Annotated in this window: 19 protein-coding genes; all 19 read right to left on the bottom strand. The window is 38.5% G+C overall.

Annotation, left to right across the window (positions count from 1 at the left end):
- Positions 1 to 172: 172 nt before the first annotated feature.
- Positions 173 to 406: a KH domain-containing protein gene (locus NP781_RS02240; protein ID WP_134018983.1), complete on the bottom strand. Its 234-nt coding sequence runs from the start codon at positions 404 to 406 to the stop codon at positions 173 to 175.
- Between the two features lie 15 nt (positions 407 to 421).
- A complete protein-coding gene (gene rpsP, locus NP781_RS02235; RefSeq protein ID WP_004269411.1) occupies positions 422 to 694 on the bottom strand; it encodes a 30S ribosomal protein S16 in 273 nt (90 codons plus the stop codon).
- 94 nt (positions 695 to 788) lie between these two features.
- Positions 789 to 2147, bottom strand: a complete 1359-nt coding sequence (ffh, locus tag NP781_RS02230; RefSeq protein WP_048391641.1) for a signal recognition particle protein — start codon at positions 2145 to 2147, stop codon at positions 789 to 791.
- A gap of 12 nt (positions 2148 to 2159) precedes the next feature.
- Positions 2160 to 2495: a putative DNA-binding protein gene (locus tag NP781_RS02225; RefSeq protein ID WP_054550507.1), complete on the bottom strand. Its 336-nt coding sequence runs from the start codon at positions 2493 to 2495 to the stop codon at positions 2160 to 2162.
- Positions 2496 to 2790: 295 nt separating this feature from the next.
- Positions 2791 to 4068: a signal recognition particle-docking protein FtsY gene (ftsY, locus tag NP781_RS02220; protein ID WP_257521298.1), complete on the bottom strand. Its 1278-nt coding sequence runs from the start codon at positions 4066 to 4068 to the stop codon at positions 2791 to 2793.
- Positions 4065 to 7646, bottom strand: coding sequence for a chromosome segregation protein SMC (gene smc, locus NP781_RS02215; RefSeq protein ID WP_257521297.1), 3582 nt, complete (start codon positions 7644 to 7646; stop codon positions 4065 to 4067). Before smc ends, ftsY begins: the two co-directional genes overlap by 4 nt.
- Positions 7647 to 7649: 3 nt before the next feature.
- Positions 7650 to 8414, bottom strand: a complete 765-nt coding sequence (gene rnc / locus NP781_RS02210) for a ribonuclease III (protein WP_012293239.1) — start codon at positions 8412 to 8414, stop codon at positions 7650 to 7652.
- A gap of 388 nt (positions 8415 to 8802) precedes the next feature.
- Positions 8803 to 9039, bottom strand: coding sequence for an acyl carrier protein (acpP, locus tag NP781_RS02205; protein WP_009371143.1), 237 nt, complete (start codon positions 9037 to 9039; stop codon positions 8803 to 8805).
- Positions 9040 to 9097: 58 nt separating this feature from the next.
- Positions 9098 to 9844: a 3-oxoacyl-[acyl-carrier-protein] reductase gene (fabG, locus tag NP781_RS02200; protein WP_221683432.1), complete on the bottom strand. Its 747-nt coding sequence runs from the start codon at positions 9842 to 9844 to the stop codon at positions 9098 to 9100.
- Entirely contained in the window at positions 9837 to 10790 is a 954-nt protein-coding gene (fabD, locus tag NP781_RS02195; RefSeq protein ID WP_221683431.1) for an ACP S-malonyltransferase, read from the bottom strand. Before fabD ends, fabG begins: the two co-directional genes overlap by 8 nt.
- Before the next feature lie 18 nt (positions 10791 to 10808).
- Positions 10809 to 11801 (bottom strand): phosphate acyltransferase PlsX, encoded by a 993-nt coding sequence (plsX, locus tag NP781_RS02190; RefSeq protein WP_257521296.1) that lies wholly within the window; start codon positions 11799 to 11801, stop codon positions 10809 to 10811.
- Between the two features lie 2 nt (positions 11802 to 11803).
- On the bottom strand, positions 11804 to 12376 hold the full coding sequence (fapR, locus tag NP781_RS02185) for a transcription factor FapR (protein WP_202341667.1): 573 nt from the start codon (positions 12374 to 12376) through the stop codon (positions 11804 to 11806).
- A 132-nt stretch (positions 12377 to 12508) separates the two neighbouring features.
- Positions 12509 to 14554 (bottom strand): ATP-dependent DNA helicase RecG, encoded by a 2046-nt coding sequence (gene recG, locus NP781_RS02180; protein ID WP_257521295.1) that lies wholly within the window; start codon positions 14552 to 14554, stop codon positions 12509 to 12511.
- A gap of 133 nt (positions 14555 to 14687) precedes the next feature.
- On the bottom strand, positions 14688 to 15791 hold the full coding sequence (locus NP781_RS02175; protein ID WP_257521294.1) for a mandelate racemase/muconate lactonizing enzyme family protein: 1104 nt from the start codon (positions 15789 to 15791) through the stop codon (positions 14688 to 14690).
- Between the two features lie 33 nt (positions 15792 to 15824).
- Positions 15825 to 16976, bottom strand: a complete 1152-nt coding sequence (locus tag NP781_RS02170; RefSeq protein ID WP_221683427.1) for a M20 metallopeptidase family protein — start codon at positions 16974 to 16976, stop codon at positions 15825 to 15827.
- 12 nt (positions 16977 to 16988) lie between these two features.
- The gene (locus NP781_RS02165; protein WP_257521293.1) at positions 16989 to 18392 is read right to left on the bottom strand and encodes a YfcC family protein; all 1404 of its coding nucleotides are present in this window, start codon (positions 18390 to 18392) and stop codon (positions 16989 to 16991) included.
- 287 nt (positions 18393 to 18679) lie between these two features.
- Complete coding sequence (locus NP781_RS02160; RefSeq protein WP_257521292.1) at positions 18680 to 19540, bottom strand: LysR family transcriptional regulator; 861 nt, start codon at positions 19538 to 19540, stop codon at positions 18680 to 18682.
- A gap of 161 nt (positions 19541 to 19701) precedes the next feature.
- Entirely contained in the window at positions 19702 to 20610 is a 909-nt protein-coding gene (gene sdaAA, locus NP781_RS02155; protein WP_202341671.1) for an L-serine ammonia-lyase, iron-sulfur-dependent, subunit alpha, read from the bottom strand.
- A gap of 14 nt (positions 20611 to 20624) precedes the next feature.
- The gene (gene sdaAB / locus NP781_RS02150; protein ID WP_004269429.1) at positions 20625 to 21287 is read right to left on the bottom strand and encodes an L-serine ammonia-lyase, iron-sulfur-dependent subunit beta; all 663 of its coding nucleotides are present in this window, start codon (positions 21285 to 21287) and stop codon (positions 20625 to 20627) included.
- Between the last annotated feature and the right edge of the window lie 170 nt (positions 21288 to 21457).

Raw genomic sequence — 21457 nt, 5'->3', positions numbered from 1 at the left:
GATATGCTGATGTTAAAAAAAGATAAAAAAAGGAAGGAACCTACAAGCTCCCTCCTTTTTCGTCCAGATTTTACGCTTTATACTAAAGGCCACTTTGAACTCCTAAGCGACATGTAAACACACCTATCAGGACTCACTAGTACTTGTTGCAAGAGCGTGAAAATCTTTTCTATTAATCCAATATATCGACGTAGGTCTTCTTTTGATGGTGACTACCTGCCGCTGAATAAACAATTGTACGAATCGCTTTTGCTACTCGCCCTTGCTTGCCTATGACTTTCCCTCTATCCTCTGGATGAACAAAAAGTTTATAAACAATTCGATTTGCATTTTCATCCGTCTCAATACGAACTTCTTTTGGATAATCGACTAACGGTAAAACGATTGCTTCAATCAGCTGCTTCAAAGACGTCGCCCCCGATTATTTACTGAATTTTTGGTTATGGAATTTTTCCATGATACCTTGTTCTGAGAACAGGTTACGTACTGTATCTGATGGTTTTGCACCGTCAGCTAACCATTTAAGAGCTTTCTCTTCATCAATGTTTACAGTAGCTGGTTGAGTTAGTGGGTTGTAAGTACCAACTGTTTCGATTTGACGACCGTCACGTGGTGAACGTGCGTCTGCAACTACGATACGATAGAAAGGAGATTTTTTAGCTCCCATACGTTTTAAGCGAATTTTAACTGCCATTTTAATAGCACCTCCGAATAAGTTTCACACAAGATAGTATATTATCAATGTTTAGGTTGTTTGTAAAGTGTTTTTTCTTAACACCTAAAAATTATTATTTAAACAATGAATCAAAGCCTGGTAATTTCATTTTTTTCTTCCCTTTACCACTTGCCATTCCAGTCATTTGCTTCATCATTTTTTTCATTTCATCGAATTGTTTAATGAGACGATTCACCTCTTGAATAGATGTCCCAGAGCCTTTCGCAATACGCTTTTTACGGCTACCATTAATGATTTCTGGGTTGGTCTTTTCAGCAGGCGTCATCGAGTAAATAATGGCCTCTACACGCCCCATTTGCTTATCATCAACTTTTACATTATCTAAGCCTTTGATTTTGTTAGCACCTGGTAGCATTTTTAAAATTTCATCAAGAGGGCCCATTTTCTTGACTTGCTGTAATTGCTCGACAAAATCATCAAAAGTGAATGTTTGAGATTTAAACTTTTCTTCTAATTCTTTTGCCTTGGCTTCATCTACATTTGCCTGAGCCTTCTCGATAAGTGACAGAACATCGCCCATACCTAATATACGAGATGCCATACGCTCTGGATGGAATGGTTCAAGCGCATCCATTTTTTCGCCCATCCCGACAAATTTAATTGGTTTTTGCGTCACAGAACGGATAGATAATGCAGCACCACCACGCGTATCACCGTCAAGTTTTGTTAAAACAACCCCAGTAATACCGATTGCTTCATTAAAGCTTTCTGCTACATTGACTGCATCTTGACCCGTCATGGCGTCAACAACTAGGAAAACCTCATCTGGCTCTTTTAATGCACGAATATCCTTTAACTCTTGCATTAGGTCTTCATCGATATGAAGTCGACCAGCTGTATCGATAATCACTACATCATGATGCTCTTCCTTTGCCAATTCAATTGCCTGACGTGCAATTTCTACAGGAGATACCTCAGTACCTAACGCAAAAACAGGTAGTGATAACTGTTTTCCTAATGTCTGTAATTGTTGGACAGCTGCTGGACGATAAACGTCAGCGGCAACTAATAATGGTTTACGATTATATTTTTTTCGTAGAACATTTGCCAATTTACCTGTAGTGGTCGTTTTACCTGCACCTTGTAGACCAACCATCATAATGACAGTGGGTGGCTTCGTATTAAACTTAATGGGACTTTGTTCGCCCCCCATTAATTCTGTTAGTTCATCCTGTACAATTTTAATAACTTGCTGACCTGGTGTTAAACTTTGCATAACATCAACACCAACAGCACGTTCACTTACCTTTTTCACGAATTCTTTGACTACTTTTAAGTTAACATCCGCCTCGATTAAAGCAAATCGGACTTCTCGCATCATTTCTTTAACGTCTTGCTCAGATACTTTTCCTTTGCCTTTAATCTTTTGGATCGTTCCTTGGAGTCGTTCCGCTAATCCTTCAAAAGCCATTGCTTTCGCCTCCTAATCCCATTCTTTCAGCTGCTCAATAAGTGCTAGCTGCTCTTCAGCTGTCATACTTTTTTCTGTAATCCCCTGTGTTAGCTGTAACAGCATTTGGGTACGTTGTTGAAATTTTTCAAGTAAACATAATTTTTCTTCATATTCCTCAAGCATCGCTTCAGTTCGACGAATGTTATCATAAACAGCTTGGCGTGAAACACCATACGATTCAGCGATTTCTCCTAGAGAGTTATCATCCAAATAGTATAGCTCCATATAACTTCTTTGCTTATCTGTTAATAATGCTTGATAAAAGTCGAAGAGAAAGTTCATGCGTGTTGTTTTTTCAAGTAGCATCGAATGTTTCTCCTCCCGCTATTAGTCATTTGTATCATAACGAAAAGCGCCCGTCTGTGTCAAGGTAATCTCCTTGTCTAAAAGCCTAAATTGCAGCTTTCAGGCGTTTTTTGCCTTTGGCTAGTATTACTCTTTTAAACAAGTCAATTCACCTCTACACAATCGAGCGTCTTTATCTATTACGTGTCAGTGTCACTTTATCCAATTTTGTTCAAAAACTGAAGCAAACTAAGCATCCAGCTTTCTCAATAGAGAAGAGATAAATGGCAATCAATATAAAACTATTCAGCCACTGTTAGCTGTTCTCATCATTATTTTGTAGTTCCTTATCCAAACCATCAGCAAATAGTCCATAGACATATCGTTCGGCATCAAATGGCTGTAAATCATCCATTTTCTCACCAAGACCCACAAATTTCACAGGAATGTGCAGCTTGTTACGAATAGCAAGAACAATACCCCCTTTAGCAGTACCGTCTAGCTTTGTTAAAACAATTCCTGTCACATTCGTTGCCTCTTTAAATGTTTGTGCTTGAACAAGCGCATTTTGGCCAGTTGTAGCATCTAATGCTAATAATACTTCATGTGGAGCATTTGGAATTTCACGTGAAATAACACGATGAACTTTTTCTAGCTCATTCATTAGGTTCACTTTGTTCTGCAAGCGTCCAGCTGTATCACAAATCAACACATCCGCTTTTCTGTTTTTTGCTGCACGAATCGCATCATACATGACTGCCGCTGGGTCAGAGCCCTCTGATTGTTTAATAACCTCACAACCAACACGATCTCCCCATACTTGCAATTGATCTATAGCACCTGCACGGAACGTATCACCCGCAGCTAATACAACCGTTTTCCCTTGAGATTTTAAACGGTGCGCTAGCTTACCTATCGTTGTTGTTTTCCCAACACCATTTACGCCAACAAATAGAATAACAGTTAGTTCACCATCTGGCTGCATAGTTAGTTCAATTAAATCTTCTTCACCTTGCTCATAAATTTCTACAAGCTTCTCAGAAATCACTGCTTGGATGCCATTTGTATCTTTAATATTTTTACGTTGCACCTCATAACGCAGTTTATCCATGAGTTCCATGACAGTTTCAAATCCAACATCAGCCTGTAATAGTAAGTCCTCTAATTCTTCAAAGAAATCCTCATCCACTTTACGATAGCGTGCAACAAGGTCATTCACTTTTGATGTAAAGGAATTACGTGTTTTTTCAAGACCAGCCTTGAATTTTTGTGTTATTGACCAAGCAGAAGGCTTTTTCTCTTCCAGTGGTTCATCCTCTACTACTGCTAGCTCTTGAACATCTAGCTGTGCTTCTTCTATTTCAGGTGAGGGCTCAGCTTCCACTTCGGCTTCTTTCACAATCGCCATTTCAGGTGATGCTTCATCTTGTTCAGACACTTTTAGATCAACGGTCTCAATGGCAACAGGTTCGTTTGATTCTTCAAGCTCCGGCTCCAAATGGTCGGATTCCTGTTCTTTGTCTGTTGGGTCTAGCTTCTCTTCCTCTGCTGGATTACCCATTAATTTATCTTTTAAACGTTTAAAAAAACTCATGCTTGTTCGCTCCTTTGCTCCGCAAGTACGGGTTCATCTTCTAGTTTTACTGATACAAGTTTCGACACACCTGATTCTTGCATTGTTATACCATACAAGACATCAGCTCCCTCCATTGTTCCTTTACGATGAGTAATTACAATGAATTGTGTGTCGAGACTAAACTTTTTCAAATATTGGCTATAACGCACAACGTTCGCCTCATCTAAAGCCGCCTCTACCTCATCCAGAATACAAAATGGTACAGGTCGAATATTTAAGATGGAGAATAGTAAAGCAATGGCCGTAAGTGCACGCTCCCCACCAGAAAGTAAACTTAAATTCTGTAATTTTTTCCCTGGAGGCTGTGCTACAATTTCAATGCCTGTTTCCAATAAATTTTGTGGGTCAATTAAAACCAAATCAGCTTGCCCCCCGCCAAACAATTCACGGAAAACACGTTTAAATTGCTCTCTAATAGCGTAAAACGTTTCACTAAAGCGCAACGTCATTTCTTCATCCATTTCTTTGATTGCTTCATGTAATGTTTCCTGTGCAGCAAGCAAGTCCTCTCGTTGTTCAGTTAAGAAAGTATGACGTTCTAGTACTCTATCATATTCCTCAATCGCACTTAAATTAACAGGTCCTAGCTCTTCAATGGATCTTTTTAACAATTTAACACGTCTTCGCACAAACTCTTCATCTTCTATTGCCAGAGCTTCTTTCTCAGCCTCTTCGAATGTTAACTGATAATTTTCTTCGAGTTGTTCGATAAAATTATCCATTTCAAATTCTACACGATTACGTTTTAACTCATTGGCACGAATTGCTTCAAGGTATCCTTTATGAATACGCTGTAGTTCCTTGAGTTGTTCTTCTAATGTAGAGAGTTCTTGTTGTTGTCCTATTTTCTGTTCTTTCTTTTCAGAAATAGTCTCTTGTAAGGCATCTCTTCTTGCTTTCCATGTCACAACCTGTTCCTCGACCTCTTCATCACTTAAAGGATTTGTCGATTCATCAGATTGAAGCCACATTATTTCCTGAGAAATATTTTTAACTTTTTGTTGTGTTTTGTTTAATTGCAGTGCCAGTTCAGCAGTCGTAATTTGAACTTGTGACATTTGTTCTTGCATAACCGCTAGCTGTGAACGTTTTTCGGCAAGCTGTTCTCGTAAGACATCTTTCTCTGTCTCCCCCTGTAACTTTACCTTACTTAATTGTTCGACAGTTTCATTGATTTCGACAAGTTCTACAGCAAGGGTATTTAAGCGCTCCTCTGCTGCTTGCTTTTGTGTTAACAATGCTTCCTCACGTGTTTTTACATCTTTTGTTTCAGTTGAAGCAAAGGTTACTCTAGCCGATAAGCTTTTTTCTACGACTTCTAGCTCACGAATACGACTTGACTGTTGCATCTCATCTTTTCGTAATTGCTCTCCTTCAAGCTTTAATTGCTCTACTTGATCTCGCAGTACTGCAAGCTTCTCTTTTTCGGCTGCAACAGCCTGTTCAGCACTATAAATGGAAGCCTGTAACGATTCTAGCTTAATGATTAAATCATCTAACTCTGCTTTTCTTGTAAAGAGTGAGGATTGCTGTTTCAGTGCACCACCTGTTAAGGAACCCCCTGCATTAACAATATCTCCTTCAAGTGTGACAACTCGGTATCGGAAACCACATAATCGGGCAATTTGACTTGCGCCTTCTAAATTTGATGCCACGATGACATTCCCTAATAGATTTTCAACAATTGTTCGATTGTCTTCATTAAAAGTGACAAGTGCATCTGCCATTTGAACAAAGGCAGGATGTTCAGTTGCTAGCTGAATAGTTCCTGGATTAATTTTGCGTGATTTCATGACTGTTTTCGGTAAAAAAGTAGCACGTCCAGCCCGTTTTTGTTTTAACCAGTGAATAGCCTGTTGCGCATGGCGCTCATTGGTTGTGACAATATGTTGAGAGGCAGCACCTAAAGCTGTTTCAATCGCTTGTGAATACTTTCCTTCAACTTGGATTAACTCTGCTACAGCACCCTCAATACCTTGTAAATCACCTTTATCTCGAGCAAGCAAGACCTCTTTAACACCTTGGAAGAACCCAGAAAAATCAGCTTCGAGTTCAGCTAATGTATCTTTTCTAGCCTTTAGTTGTTGTTGGTGTTGATACGCTTTGTACAACATATCCTGCTTTTCAGCAAAGGAAATATTGACATTTTTCAACTGTATTTGTAAGGTTTCATGTTGCTCTAATTTTTTCTGTAAATCATTGGTTGTCGAGGCATGTTCAACCACCAGCTTTTCTTTTTCAGCAATGATTTGCATAAGCTCTTGTCCAATTTCATCTGTTTGATCGGACATTTTTGCCGCCATTGCCTTTTGTTGAGCTAATTGCTGATCGATATTTTTCAATTCATTCTTCACTGTTGCTTCTTCATTTAATGAATCAATATATCGATTTTTATAGTTTTCTATTTCTTCCTCGATTTCTGTCACAGATCGATTTAATGATTGTTCTAACTGCTTGATGCTCTGCTTTAACACTGATACGGCTTGTTGCTTCTCGGAAAACACTTCTTTTTTCTCCTGTTCTTGAACCAGGAGTAATTCTACTTCCGCCTTAGCCTCTTGTAATGTTGTATTCAGTTGTAATAGTTGATTCGATGCATTTTGGCGTTTTTCAGCCATTAATGCCTTACGACCATCCCAACGCTCTACCTCCATAGTGGCATTGACAAGCTCAGCCTGCGACACATCCAAATAATCATCTAGATCTTTTAATAGCTTACGTATGTTGGCGGTCTTTTGATCAATCATTGAAATACTTTGAGCTTGTTCTAACTCTGTTGCAGAAAGCTTCGAAAATTCCTCTTTAAGCGCATGCAAAGATTGTGCACAATTTTTAAAATCATGCACAAGAATGGCAATATCAAAATCCTTTAGCTCAGAAGACATTTGTACATAATCTCTTGCACTAGATGCCTGCATTTCAAGTGGCTCTAATCGGTTGTCTAATTCATGGAGAATGTCTAATACACGATACAAATTTTCATCTGTCTCAACAAGCTTATGCTCCGCTTTTTTCTTTCTTATTTTATACTTTAAAACGCCAGCAGCCTCTTCAAAAATAGAACGTCGGTCATCAGGTCGACTATTTAAAATCTCATCAACACGACCTTGAGATATAATTGAAAATGCCTCTTTCCCAAGTCCTGAATCCATAAACAAGTCCGTAATATCCTTCAGGCGACACTGTTGGTTATTTAATAAATATTCACTATCACCTGAACGGTATACGCGTCTTGTTACACTGACTTCTGTATAAGAAAAAGCAAGTTGCTCGTCAGTATTATCTAAAATAAGTGTTACCTCTGCAAAGTTGAGTGGCTTACGAGAGTCACTCCCAGCGAAAATAACATCTTCCATCTTTGCTCCACGTAACGACTTTGCCGATTGCTCCCCAAGTACCCAACGAATCGCATCTGTGACATTACTTTTTCCACTGCCATTTGGTCCAACAACGGCTGTAACACCAGGTACAAAATCAATTCCAATGCGTTCCGCAAAAGATTTAAAGCCAATCACTTCTAGTCGTTTTAGGAACATCTATTAAGCCTCCTCTTTTGCAGCTTCTTCACGCATCATCCGCATTGCACATTGTGCAGCTTGCTGCTCGGCTTCTTTTTTTGATTTTCCACGACCAATACCAAGCTCTTGTCCATTTAATAATACGCTTGATACAAAGGTACGATTATGTGCTGGGCCTTTTTCATCGATAATCTCATAATGAAGAAGTCCATTATTCGTTTGCTGTACCATTTCTTGCAATTGACTTTTAAAATCCATCACATGCGAAAAAGCACCGACTTCTACTTTTGGGAACACGATTCGTTCTAAAAATGACACGACCGTTTGTAAATCTTGATCTAAATAGAGTGCACCTACAAATGACTCAAAGACATCTGCAAGCAGCGCTGGACGTTCCCGACCACCTGTTAATTCCTCACCTTTTCCAAGTAATACAAAGCGTCCAAAGCCTAGCTCGTTAGCAAAAATCACTAGTGATGGCTCACATACAATGGAAGCTCTTAGCTTTGTTAACTCACCCTCGCTCATATTTGGGTATTTCTCAAAAAGATATTTAGAAACAGACAGTTCAAGTACTGCGTCTCCTAAAAATTCAAGACGCTCATTATCCGTAAATAATTTACGGCGATGCTCATTCACATAAGATGAATGCGTGAATGCTTGGTACAATAAATTTTTATTAATAAATGTGATATTTAATTCATGCTGTAACAGCTCAAATTGGTTGCGTACTTTTTCAGGAAGTACGCCAGATTTCTGCATAGTTCCTTTTCTTTTCATAGCCATTGAACAAATCTGCCTTCCTAATAGTTTCTACCGTTTTAGTGTACCTTTTTCAGGGCGTTTATGCAAAAGTATTTCGGCTTAAACACAATGTTTTGGAAATTTTTCCGAAAATCCCTCTTAATTCAGCATGCATCTCCCATTAGAGAGCATTTTGAAGCTGACTGGTCATTAGATTTTTAACATAAAAAAGGGACGTTAATAGATCGAAAACCGATCCATTTCGTCCCCTTTAAATACATCTTCATTCATTGAATCTGTTCCTTCAAACAAGGAATGCAGAAAAAGTAATTTCTACTTTATTCAAGCTACCATAAAACCATTGTATGATTACGATGACCATTACACCATTAGAGGTGATCTATTTTCACTAAATAAAGTTTAAACGAAATTAGTTTAATTTACTTTCGATGTATGAGATTGCAGTACCTACTGTTGAGATTTTTTCAGCATCTTCATCAGAAATTTCCATATCGAATTCGTCTTCAAGCTCCATTACAAGCTCAACTACGTCTAATGAGTCAGCACCTAAATCATCACGGAAAGAAGCTTCAAGCGTTACTTCGCTTTCTTCCACACCTAAACGGTCCACGATTACTTTTGTTACGCGTTCTAATACTGTAGACAAATGATTCACCTCCCCTCAAATGATTATACAAAAAATCAGCGTATATGCCTAATTGAAATTACATGACCATACCGCCATCAATATGAAGCGTTTGTCCAGTCATATAATTTGCGTCATCCGATGCTAAGAAAGCTACTGCTTTTGCAATATCCTCTGGCTGACCAAGTTTCGCAAGAGGAATCTGTGTTAGCATACCTTGTTTGATATCCTCTGGCAATTGTTCTGTCATTTCTGTTTCGATAAAACCTGGTGCAATAGCATTAACTAAAATATTACGAGAAGCTAATTCCTTTGCCGTCGTTTTCGTTAGTCCAATTACACCTGCTTTAGCCGCAACATAGTTCGCTTGACCAGCATTACCTGCTACACCAACGATGGAAGAAATATTAATAATGCGACCTGCACGTTGCTTCATCATTTGACGTGTGACCGCTTTCGTACAAAGGAAAACACCTTTAAGGTTTGTATTTAATACATCATCCCATTCGTCTTCTTTCATACGCATGATCAAGTTATCTCTTGTAATACCAGCATTATTCACTAAAATATCAAGGGAGCCGTATGTTTTCACAGCAGCATCCATTAATGCTGTCACTTCTTCTGTTTGAGAGATGCTAGCTTGTACAGCAATTGCTTCGCCACCATTTTCTTGAATCATCGCTACTACTTCTTCTGCTTTTGCCTGAGAGCCACTATAGTTCACAACAACCTTAGCACCTTCATCTGCAAGCTTTAAAGCAATAGCACGTCCAATCCCTCTTGAAGCTCCTGTTACAACGGCTACTTTTCCTTCTAATTTACGCATTGATTGACCACTCCTTCGACGCTTCTAAAACTGCTTCTAACGAAGCTTCATCATACACACAATAAGCTGCAACAGAGCGATCAATTTTTTTCAAGAGACCGCTTAATACTTTACCAGGTCCACATTCGATAAAAACGTCAACACCTTGCGCAAGCATTTCACGCATAGAAGCTTCCCATTGAACAGCACTGTATACCTGTTCAACTAGCTCTTGTTGTATTGCTGCTACATCTTTTAATTCCTTCGCCATCACATTGCCAATTACAGGAATTTCAGGTGCAGATAAAGAGATCTCTGCCAATGCTGCTTGCAGTTTCTCTGAAGATGGACGCATTAAATCAGAGTGGAAGGGACCACTTACAACTAAAGGTATTGCTCGTTTTGCTCCAGCTTCTTTAGCAGCAACGCTTGCTTTATCCACACCTTCTTTAGTGCCCGAAATAACAATTTGTCCTGGACAATTCACATTAGCCACCTGAACAGAGTCACCTGATGCTGATACCTGCTCTGTTACCTCGTTCAATGCCTCTAGTTCCATTCCTAAAATTGCCGCCATTGCGCCTTGTCCTGCTGGCACAGCTTCATTCATATAAAGACCTCGTTTATGCACGATTGACACGGCATCATCAAATGACATAACACCTGCTAACACCAATGCACCATATTCTCCAAGTGAATGGCCCGCTGCGTAGTGTGGTTTTATACCTGCTGCGCGTAACTTTTCAGCCACCATTACACCAGTAGTAAGTAGTGCTGGCTGTGCATGATATGTCAGTGTTAACTCTTCTGCTGGACCTTCTAACATTAATTTAGATAATTCAAATTGAAGAGCTTGATCTGCGCGATCATAAAATGCTTTACTTTCTGCAGCATTCTCAACAAATTCTTGACCCATTCCAACTACTTGTGAACCCTGTCCTGGAAAAATAAATGCTATTTTTGTCATTTGAATAATCCCCTTTGCTTAATCAATTTCTATGTGGCGTACTGTCTCGGTAATCGTCGAAATAACCGTATGCTCTACCATCGTATTGGCTTGTCGAATGGCACTGAAAATCGCTTTTGCATTTGATGATCCATGTGCCTTAATAACAGGTGCTTGTAAGCCAAACAATCCTGCGCCACCATATTCTGTATAGTCCATTTTATTTTTTAAGTCACGTAAATTATTTTTCATGAGCGCTGCTGAAATTTTCGTTTTCGTTGAAGACATAAAGGCCTCTTTTAACATAGAAAATAAAGCACCTGCTGTCCCTTCAATAGACTTCAACACCATATTTCCTGTAAAGCCATCTGTTACAACAACATCAGCTACTCCTTCAAGTAAATCACGTGCTTCTACATTTCCAATAAAATTAAAATCTGCTTCCTTCAATAATTCGAAGGTAGCTTTTGTTAATTCATTCCCTTTTTTATCCTCGGTACCGATATTTAATAAGCCAATTCGAGGTTTTTGTAAACCTCCAACCTTTTTAGCATAAATATCTCCCATAATGGCATATTGCACTAAATGCTCTGGGCGAGCATCTGCATTCGCCCCTAAATCAAGCATTAAAAACCCTTTACCGTCTAATGTTGGTAGCGTTGTAGCTAATGCTGGTCTGGCTATTCCCTCAATGCGACCTACTTTAAATAGGCCACCCGCCATCAGGGCCCCTGTATTGCCTGCAGAAAGGCAAGCATCTGCTTTACCCTCTTCAACAGCATCCATCATACGCGCCATTGAAGAATCTTTTTTTCTACGAACAGCACGGGCAGGATCATCAGTTCCTTCTACTACTTCCTCACAATGTATAACCTTTAATCGATCATGTTGTTTTAAAAATGGTTCCAGCTTATCTTGATGACCATATAGTTGAATTTCTAAGTTTGGAATTTGCTCTAATGCTAAAAGTGCACCTTCAACAACTGATTTTGGTGCATTGTCTCCACCCATTCCATCAAGCGCTAATTTCATTGTTACTCACCTTTACCTTTCGTGCGGTACATATCAAACTCACCAACAAAAACGGTTTCACCATTAACGGTAGATGTTACCTCAACTTTTGTTCGATGTGTTTGTTCATCTCGTCCGATAACAATCGCTTTTGTAATAACACGATTTCCAGCTCGTACAGGTTTCACAAACGTAATATTGGAATGTACGGTTAATGCTAGTTCGTCATCAATTACTGCAACCGCTAATGAATTTGCTTGCGCAAACAAATGATGCCCACGTGCGATGCCATTACGCTGAAAAACATGCTCTTCTTGTACATCAAAAATCGAGAGTGCTCGATGATCTAATTCAATATCTACTATCTCCCCAATGACCTCATCAATCGGGAGAGATTTCACTTCATTTTCATAGCTTTTTGAAGCAACGTCTTTAATTCGCTCGCGTAATTCTGGTATTGATAATTCCATACGGTCTAAACGAATTGTTTGGACACTTACCTGAAACTGTGTTGCTAGCTGTTCATCTGTGACGAATGGATTTTCAGCTATCGTTTCAGATAGTAGTCGCTGTCGCTCTTTTTTCGTTCGTCTCAACTTCATTCGCCACCTTTTGAGTTGTTATTAGCACTTGGTACTAATATCAGTATATAGAGTATAAAAAAAGAATGCAAGACTTGTTTTGAAATCAAGTACTTACACTCTTTCTTTGCTAACAAGCTTCCCACATTAATCGAAGCGCTCTCCTTGTAAAACACCAGTATCTTCTAGCATTTTACGCAAGTATTGATAGTCGTCATCCTGCCAAAACGCTTTTGTTTCAAGCATTTCTGAGGCATCTTTTCTAGCGGTCTCCAATATACGATAATCATGTACTAAATCAGCTACTTTAAAATCAGGTAAACCACTTTGCTTTCTACCAAAAAAGTCTCCTGGCCCCCTTAATTCAAGATCTTTTTCAGCTAAACGGAAACCATCATTTGTTTCTGTCATCGATTGCATACGTTCTTTCCCCTCATCAGACTTAGGATCTGCAAGTAAGATACAGTATGATTGGTGCTCACCACGACCAACGCGACCTCGAAGCTGATGCAACTGTGCTAAGCCAAAGCGTTCAGCATCATAGACAATCATAAAGGTAGCGTTTGGTACATTTACTCCTACCTCTACAACGGTTGTAGAAACTAAAACTTGAATAGTCCCTTCACTAAAAGCACGCATAACCTCATCTTTTTCATCAGCTGATAAACGCCCATGCATTAAACCGACATGATAACGTTCTTTAAAATAAGTCGCTAGCTGCTCATAAATTTCCACAGCATTCTGAACATCAAGCTTATCGGATTCCTCAATAAGCGGACAAATCGCATAGGCTTGTCTTCCAGCCGCTAACTCTAATTCTAGCTTAGATAAAACGGAGCCGAATTGTTCTTTCTTCATCCAATGCGTTTCAATCTGCTTACGCCCTGCTGGCATTTCATCAATCATCGATACGTCCATTTCCCCAAATGCAGTAATAGCTAATGTTCGTGGTATCGGGGTAGCTGTCATAAAAAGCACATCGGGATTCTCCCCTTTATCACGCAAAATACGTCGTTGCTCCACACCAAAGCGATGCTGTTCATCCGTGATGACAAAGCCAAGTTTATGAAAAATAACATCTGGCTGGATTAGTGCATGTGTACCAATAACAATATCAAGATCTCCATTTGCCAGATCAGCTAATATCGCACGTCGCTCTTTTGTTTTAGTGGATCCGGATAAGAGTGCAACACGAACGCCAAATGGTTGGAACCATTCTTTCAAATTCTCTAAGTGCTGTTCCGCTAATATTTCAGTTGGTGCCATTAAGGCGCCTTGAAAACCTGCTGTTACGGCCGCATATAGCCCTATTGCTGCTACGACGGTTTTACCTGAACCTACATCCCCTTGTAGCAAGCGATTCATTCGATGTGGTTCCTTCAAATCCTTACAAATTTCATTCACCACGCGCTTTTGAGCATTCGTTAATTCATAGGGTAAGGAAGCGATAAAATCTCGTAACTTATGCACATTAAATTGAATAACTGTACCGTGTTCACTATCCTTCCTTATTTTCCGTAAAGCTTGAATACGCAATTGGAAATTTAATAGCTCCTCATAGGCAAAGCGTCTCCTTGCTTGTTTAGCATGTTCAGCATCCAGTGGAAAATGAATACCCTCCAAGCCCTCTCTTATTGAAACAAGCTTATACGACTCTTGTAAATAATATGGAATGGTCTCTGGCAGTACTTCCCCACAATCGTCTAACACTTGTCGCATATATTTTCGAAATCTTTTTTGGGGGATCAAACCTTTCAGACTATAGACAGGCTCAAAGTCAACTTGATCTGTTTTAGGACCAAATGTAACTGAAGTGCCATTGATTACTTGTCTACCACGATCCCATTTACCAGTCACCGTAATAATGGAACCAGTTACAAGCTTTTGCTTTAAATAGCCCTGATTGAAAAATACGACTTTCACTAAATGTCTTCCTGCTAAAACATTTACTTGGAGTCTTGACTTATTGCGACCTAAAAATAAAATCGTAGGCTCCCGCTCCACCTTACACTCAACTGTAACCCGTTCGTTATGTGGTGTTTGTGCTAAATCTTTTAAACGAAAATCTTCATGTCGATGTGGGAACGTCCATAATAAATCAGCTATTGTATTGATTCCTAGTGATTCAAGATGGGCTGCTGTTTCTTTCCCGACGCCTTTTAATTCATTGACGGGTCCATATAATTCAGTCATCTTATCCCACAACTCCCTTCATTGATTGTTTATGTAGTGTTATACTCTCTCTATCTAATTTACCATAAATTATTTCACTAACCCTACACATAAGCAAAAACCCTACCAATGATTGATAGGGTTAAGCTTTTGATTATTTAATTTCACAGGAGAAACATGTAATTTCTTTCACATATTGCTCATCAACTTCTATTCCTAATCCAGCTTTATCGCTTAACTGCAGGATGTCTTTATAGTATGTAACATTTGCCACATCTTTTACAAACATTAATGGTCCGACCATCTCGTTTGTATGGATTATCGACTTACTGATGGCTAGGTGTGCCCCAGCCATTGTTCCGATTGCTGATTCAACCATAGAGCCTACTTGACAAGGCATCTCTGCAGCCTCCGCAAGACTTGCAAGAGCTAGAGCTGGATAGATTCCACCTGATTTCATCAATTTTATATTTAGCATATCCGCAGCACGCATTTCTATGACATCGACTAAATCATAAATAGTATGAACACCCTCGTCTACCATAATACTACAAGGTGAAAGGGCTCTAATTTCTTTTAACGCTCTTAAATCATGTGCTTTTACTGGTTGCTCGTACCAATCTACATGACAAGTTGTAGTTTCTCTAATTACTTTTAGTGTCTCCATCCTATTCCAACCTTGATTGGCATCTACCCGCAGTTGCACCTCATCACCTATTGCTTCTCTTACCGCACGAATACGAGCAATATCTAAATCAGCATTTGTACCAACCTTAATTTTAATATTACGGAAACCCGATTTAACAAATTCACTTGCATCTTGAGCCATTTCCTCTGGACTCTTAATACTAATTACTCTTGGCACCTGTAATTCCTCATGTGCTTTTCCACCAATTAATTGATAAACTGGTTGACCAGTCATTTTCCCCATTAAATCATAGAGCGCAATGTCCAATGCGGCTTTTGCTGAAGGGACTCCATCAATTTTTTCATTAAACTTTTTATGAATACGATCTACTGCAAATGGATCTTCATTAATCAATAATGGTGCTAATTCATGTTTAATAACGTGATACGTGCTCTCCCAAGTTTCACCCGTCACATTTTGATCAGGCACAGCTTCGCCCCAGCCAACTACACCCTCATCCGTCTCTATTCTGGTAAGAATAGTTGGCATATCATCTAAATGAACATAAGAAATAACGAATGGTTCCTTTAATTGTAAACGTGCTGCAAACACTTCAATCTTTTTTATCACGATGTAAAACTCCTTTTCGTATAAATAGTCTGATTATTTATGTTGCAAGATAATATTTATAAATAGTTGAATCGCATCAGGGAAAACATCTTCATCTAGATCAAATCGTGGATGATGATGTGGATATTGGCTTTTGTCACCACCCATACCTACAAAAACAAATGCTCCAGGCTTATGTTGTAAATAATAAGAAAAATCTTCTCCACCCATGACTGGTTCGACTACCTTAAATGCGGTATCTCCAAATTGTTCCCGTACAATCGATTCAATAAATCGCGATTGTGTTGGATCATTGACGAGCGGAGGTGTTCCTAAAATAAAATCGATTTTTCCTTCTGCTCCAAATGCTCGGCAAATTCCTTCTGTTAAACTTACCATTTTCGTTTTAATGATTTTTACAGTGTTCGGTGTCAATGCTCTGATCGTTCCAGTTAATTTTGCTGTATCAGGAATAATATTATAAGTGGTTCCCGCTTGTATATTACCAACTGTAATGACACCCGCATCGATAGGATTGACATTTCTACTTATGATACTTTGAAAAGCTTGCATTAAATGGCTGGCTATATAAATAGGATCAATTGTTTCATGTGGCATTGATCCATGACCACCATACCCTTGAATTATAATTTCAAAATCATCAATAGAAGCCATCATCGGCCCATGTGTTAAACCTATCTTTCCTTTCTCTAAACCTTGCCATAAGTGAATGCCAAAAATAGCATCTACATCTTCCAACACACCTTTTTGAATTAATAAATCAGCACCACTTGGGGTGATTTCCTCTGCCGATTGAAATATAAGCTTGATATTCGGCTCGATTTTCTCTCTATTTAAGCTTACCCATGTTGCAACTGCTAATAAAATCGCAGTATGACCATCATGGCCACACATATGAGCAACACCTTGCCTGTCTGAAATGTACGGTTTGTCTCCCTCTTCTTTTATAGGTAAGGCATCTATATCGGCACGTAATGCAATAGTTTTTGTTCCCTTTGTCCCTTTTATAAATGCCACTACACCTGGAGGCTCATAATCTAGAATTTCTATATCTAACTCCTCTAGTCTTTTGCGAATAAACGCACTTGTTTCGTATTCTTCCCCAGAAAGCTCTGGGTATTGGTGCAGATGACGGCGATCCTCTATTGCCTTTTCTGTTAATTTTTTTATATTCATTATTTCCATTGTTAAACTCCTTTAGAAAGGTCCGTATTGTATGACTTGTGCAATGATGAGCGATATTACCGCAACTGTTACTTGAATAAGCATAAACGGAAAAATCCACTTTATCCATTTACCCCAAGGGATACCCGCAATTGATAATCCCGCCATTAAAAAACCTACTGTTGGGAAAATAATATTCGACATACCATCTCCAAATTGATAGGCAAGTACGGCTGTTTGTCTTGTAACACCAATCATATCTGATAAAGGCGCCATAATTGGCATCGTTAAGGCAGCCTGTCCACTTCCTGATGGTACTAAAAAATTTAAAAATAACTGAAAAATAAACATCCCTACTGCATTTAGTACAGGTGGAACTGAATCAAGTAATGCAGATGTGTAAAAGAGAATTGTATCAATCAATCCTGAGTTATTGAAAATCACTAAAATAGACTGAGCTAACCCAATGATAAGAGCGCCACCAACTAAATCCCCTGCACCCTTCATAAATGAATTAGCAATATGCGAAGGTGATAATTTGCCAATAAGCCCCATTAAAATACCAAACAATAAAAATAAACCAGCTATTTCAGTAATGTACCAACCTAGTTTTACAACCCCGTACATCAATACGATAAAATTCAAAAGAAATGTAGCCATAACAAGCTTATGTCTGATTTCCATTTTCGAATTCCCCTGTACGAAATCACCCTCATCATTGCGGAAATTTCCATAAAAGCCAAGTTCAGGATTGTTTTTCACTTTTTTTGCATAGCGATAAACATATATTGTTGCTACTGTGTATAAGACAATAAAAATGACAATTCGAAAAGCAATTCCCGAAAATAAAGGCAAGCCCGCAATCTCTTGTGCTATTCCTACTGTAAACGGATTCATAACAGCTGCCGAAAATCCGACAGATGCACCAAGAATAACAATAGCAAAACCTGTAATTGCATCAAACCCTAGGGCAACAGCAAGCGGTGCAAGAATCCCTACATATACAATCGTTTCATCAGACATCCCCATTAATGACCCAGCACAGGCGAAAAACAACATTAATACTGGTATTATTAACATTTCGCGTTTAGCCATTTTTACAGATAGCATGGCGATAAAGGATTCTAATGCTCCTGTGGCTGATAGTATTCCAAAGGTACCTCCTACTATCAATACGAAGAAAATAATACTTGCTCCTTGCATCATGCCAGAATGTACACTGCTAAAAATATCTAAAAAGCCAATGGGGTTCATATCTGTAAAACTAAATGTCCCAGGTTGAATCACTTGACGTCCATTAACTTCTTCCCGTTGAAATGAACCAGCTGGAATAAAATACGTTAAAATGGATGATACAACAATAAGGCAAAAGATTAACACATAAACATTAATTCCTTTTTGTTGCTCTATTTCTTTATTAGCTATAAATTTACTCATTCGCCATCCTCCTTAGTTGAATCATTGATTAAAAACAAATTTTCATGACCACTATCAATGCGTAACATATCTCTCCAACATAAAAAGCCATCCCCTTTTTTTGAAATTTCCGTCTTATTCATTGTAATTGATAAAAAAATAAATAAAAAATTACTATTTTAAATAGTTACTATTGATAAATTTACATATAAATTCATCGGGATCCATCCAAAAAATAAAAAGAACGTTACATCCCTGCGGTTTCACCAGGCTGCAACATTCTTTTCATTTTTCGATATACAAACTAATTAAATTGTTTTCCATGTATCTTTAACTAAATCAATAAATGTGCTTACATTACTAAATGTTTTAGCATTTTGTGGAAAAATTAAATAGGTAGGTAACTTTTTAGGGAATCGGTACAGAACTTGAAGACTCCCTTTGGTTACCTCTTTTTGTATAATAATATCACTCAACAAGGCTAGACCCACTTGTTCCAATACTGCTCTCTTAATTGCTTCCTCGCTTCCAAATTCCACTATTGTTTGTGGCTTACACTTAATTTCTTGCAGGCAGCTGACAATACAGTCATCCATTCCATAGGTTATAAAGGGATAATCATCGAATATTTCCTGCACAGTACGATCCTTTATAATAAGCGGATTTCCAACCAATACTAAATCCTCTTCCTCCAATAAAATCCCCTCTACACCAGCGTAACTAGGGTGTCCAGCTACAAAACCTATATCTGCTTGATTTGAACTCACAAGTTTGGCTGTTTCTTTACTATTGGCACAAAGAAGTTTTAGGTTTACCTGAGGGTACTGTTTTAAAAACGAGCCGATAATATGCGATAAATAATAGCCACAATAAAACTCTGGTGCAGCGATTGTCAAATGACCAAATGGCTTTTCGAAATTCTTCAAATCCTGTTCCATTTCTTCAATAATCCCAAATAATTGATCTGTATGTTCCTTTACTATTTTTCCTACTTGAGAAAGAAACATTTTCTTGCCCATTCGATTAATTAAGATATGCCCTAACTCTTCCTCTAACGCTTTAATCTGTTGGCTAATTGTAGGCTGGCTATAATTTAAAATTTCAGCCGCTTTTGTAAAGTTGAGGTAAGTTGAAACAACATGAAATGTTTTCAAATTACGCAAATCCATCTCTATTCACGTCCCTGCTATATAATTAAGATAAATACATTCGCTTATTAAAATTTAATTATACTTAAATCGACTATGTACGTAAGAGGGTTTTTCTTTCCAGTAAGCTATCCATCAACACAAAAAACATGCTACCTATTTAGATAGCATGTTTCTTATTTTTATTGAAGGGCTTTAATGCTTTGTAAGCCACCATTTTCAAGAATGGCTTTACTGATCGCCTTACCTGTTGGTGTTGCTGCTAGACCGCCTCGTGCCGTCTCTTTAAGATTAGGACTCATAGATTGTCCAATGCGATACATAGCACCAATTACTTCATCACATGGAATACGACTTGTTACACCAGCAAGTGCCATATCGGCCGCTACTAGGGAGTTAGATGCACCCATAGCATTACGTTTAACACAAGGGACTTCAACCAAGCCAGCCACTGGGTCACAGACAAGACCTAGCATGTTTTTTAGTGTAATGGCAAACGCTTCGGAACATTGCTGTGGTGTACCTCCAGCCATTTCAACAATAGCAGCGGCAGCCATACCTGCAGCTGAACCAACCTCTGCCTGACAACCGCCAGCAGCCCCAGAAATGGAAGCGTTATTGGCTACCACAAATCCAAATGCTCCTGACGTAAATAGATAACGAATCATTTGATCACGAGTTGGATTTAGTTTGTTTTTTACTGCAAACAGTGTTCCTGGTACTACACCTGCTGAACCTGCTGTTGGTGTTGCACAGATTGTTCCCATTGCAGCATTTACTTCATTAGTTGCAACCGCTTTACTTACTGCATCTAATAATAAATCACCTGAAAGTGACTTTCCTTGTGCAATATAATTTTGAAGTAATACGGCATCCCCACCAGTTAAACCTGTTACTGATTGCACACCTTGTAATCCACGTTCAATTGCTTCTTCCATCACTGTTAGATTTCGATCCATTTGCTGGATGATTTCTTCACGTGTTCTACCAGTTATCAATATTTCCTGTTCAATCATAATTTCTGATATTAATTTATCTTCTTTCTCTGCTCGTTCAACAAGTTCACGAACATTATGAAATAAAACGTCCATCACGGGACACCTCCTTAGTTATTAATTTTTGAGACCTTTGTAATATATGGAATTAAAGATATTTGCTGTAGCACCTTATCCTCAATGTTTTGATCAACTTCAATCACCATTAAAGCAGTTAAACCACGTTCGATACGTGATACCTCCATATGCCCAATGTTGACTTCATGCATCGCCAAACAATTGGCTACATTGGCAATACAGCCAGCACGATCATCATGAACAACAAGAATAGCTGGCATACCACCAGTTAAACGTAACTTAAAGCCATTGACTTCACTGACTTCAATTTTTCCGCCACCAATTGAAATACCGACTACTGACATTTCCCCTTCATCGTCTCCAATGACAAGTCGAGCCGTATTTGGATGCTCAGTATTAGCTGTTTCAGGAATGAATTCGTATTCTAATCCTGCTTTTTTGGCATCTTCAAATGCCGTTTTAATGCGATCATCAAATGTATCGTAATTTAATAAGCCTCCTACAATTGCAACATCTGTACCATGCCCTCTATACGTTTCTGCAAATGATCCATATAAATGAATTTTTGCCCATTTAGGTTGTCTACCAAATAAATCCCTTGCAACACGCCCAATGCGAGCTGCTCCTGCCGTATGAGAGGAGGAAGGCCCAATCATGACTGGTCCAATAATATCAAATACTGAAGTAAACTTCATACAAACACCCCTCTATTCTATCCGTATAATAATATTTATTTTTATTTATATCATGCTTGATAGGTACTATAAAAGTAAAGCATTTAATTTATCAACTTTCAGAAAATTACCACTACTATAATTTATAGTAAATATTTATGCTCATTTATTGTCCGCACCATATATACACA

It is taken from the genome of Lysinibacillus sp. FN11 (assembly GCF_024628845.1).
GTDB lineage: Bacteria > Bacillota > Bacilli > Bacillales_A > Planococcaceae > Lysinibacillus > Lysinibacillus capsici.
This window is presented reverse-complemented; position numbering and strand designations above follow the sequence as displayed.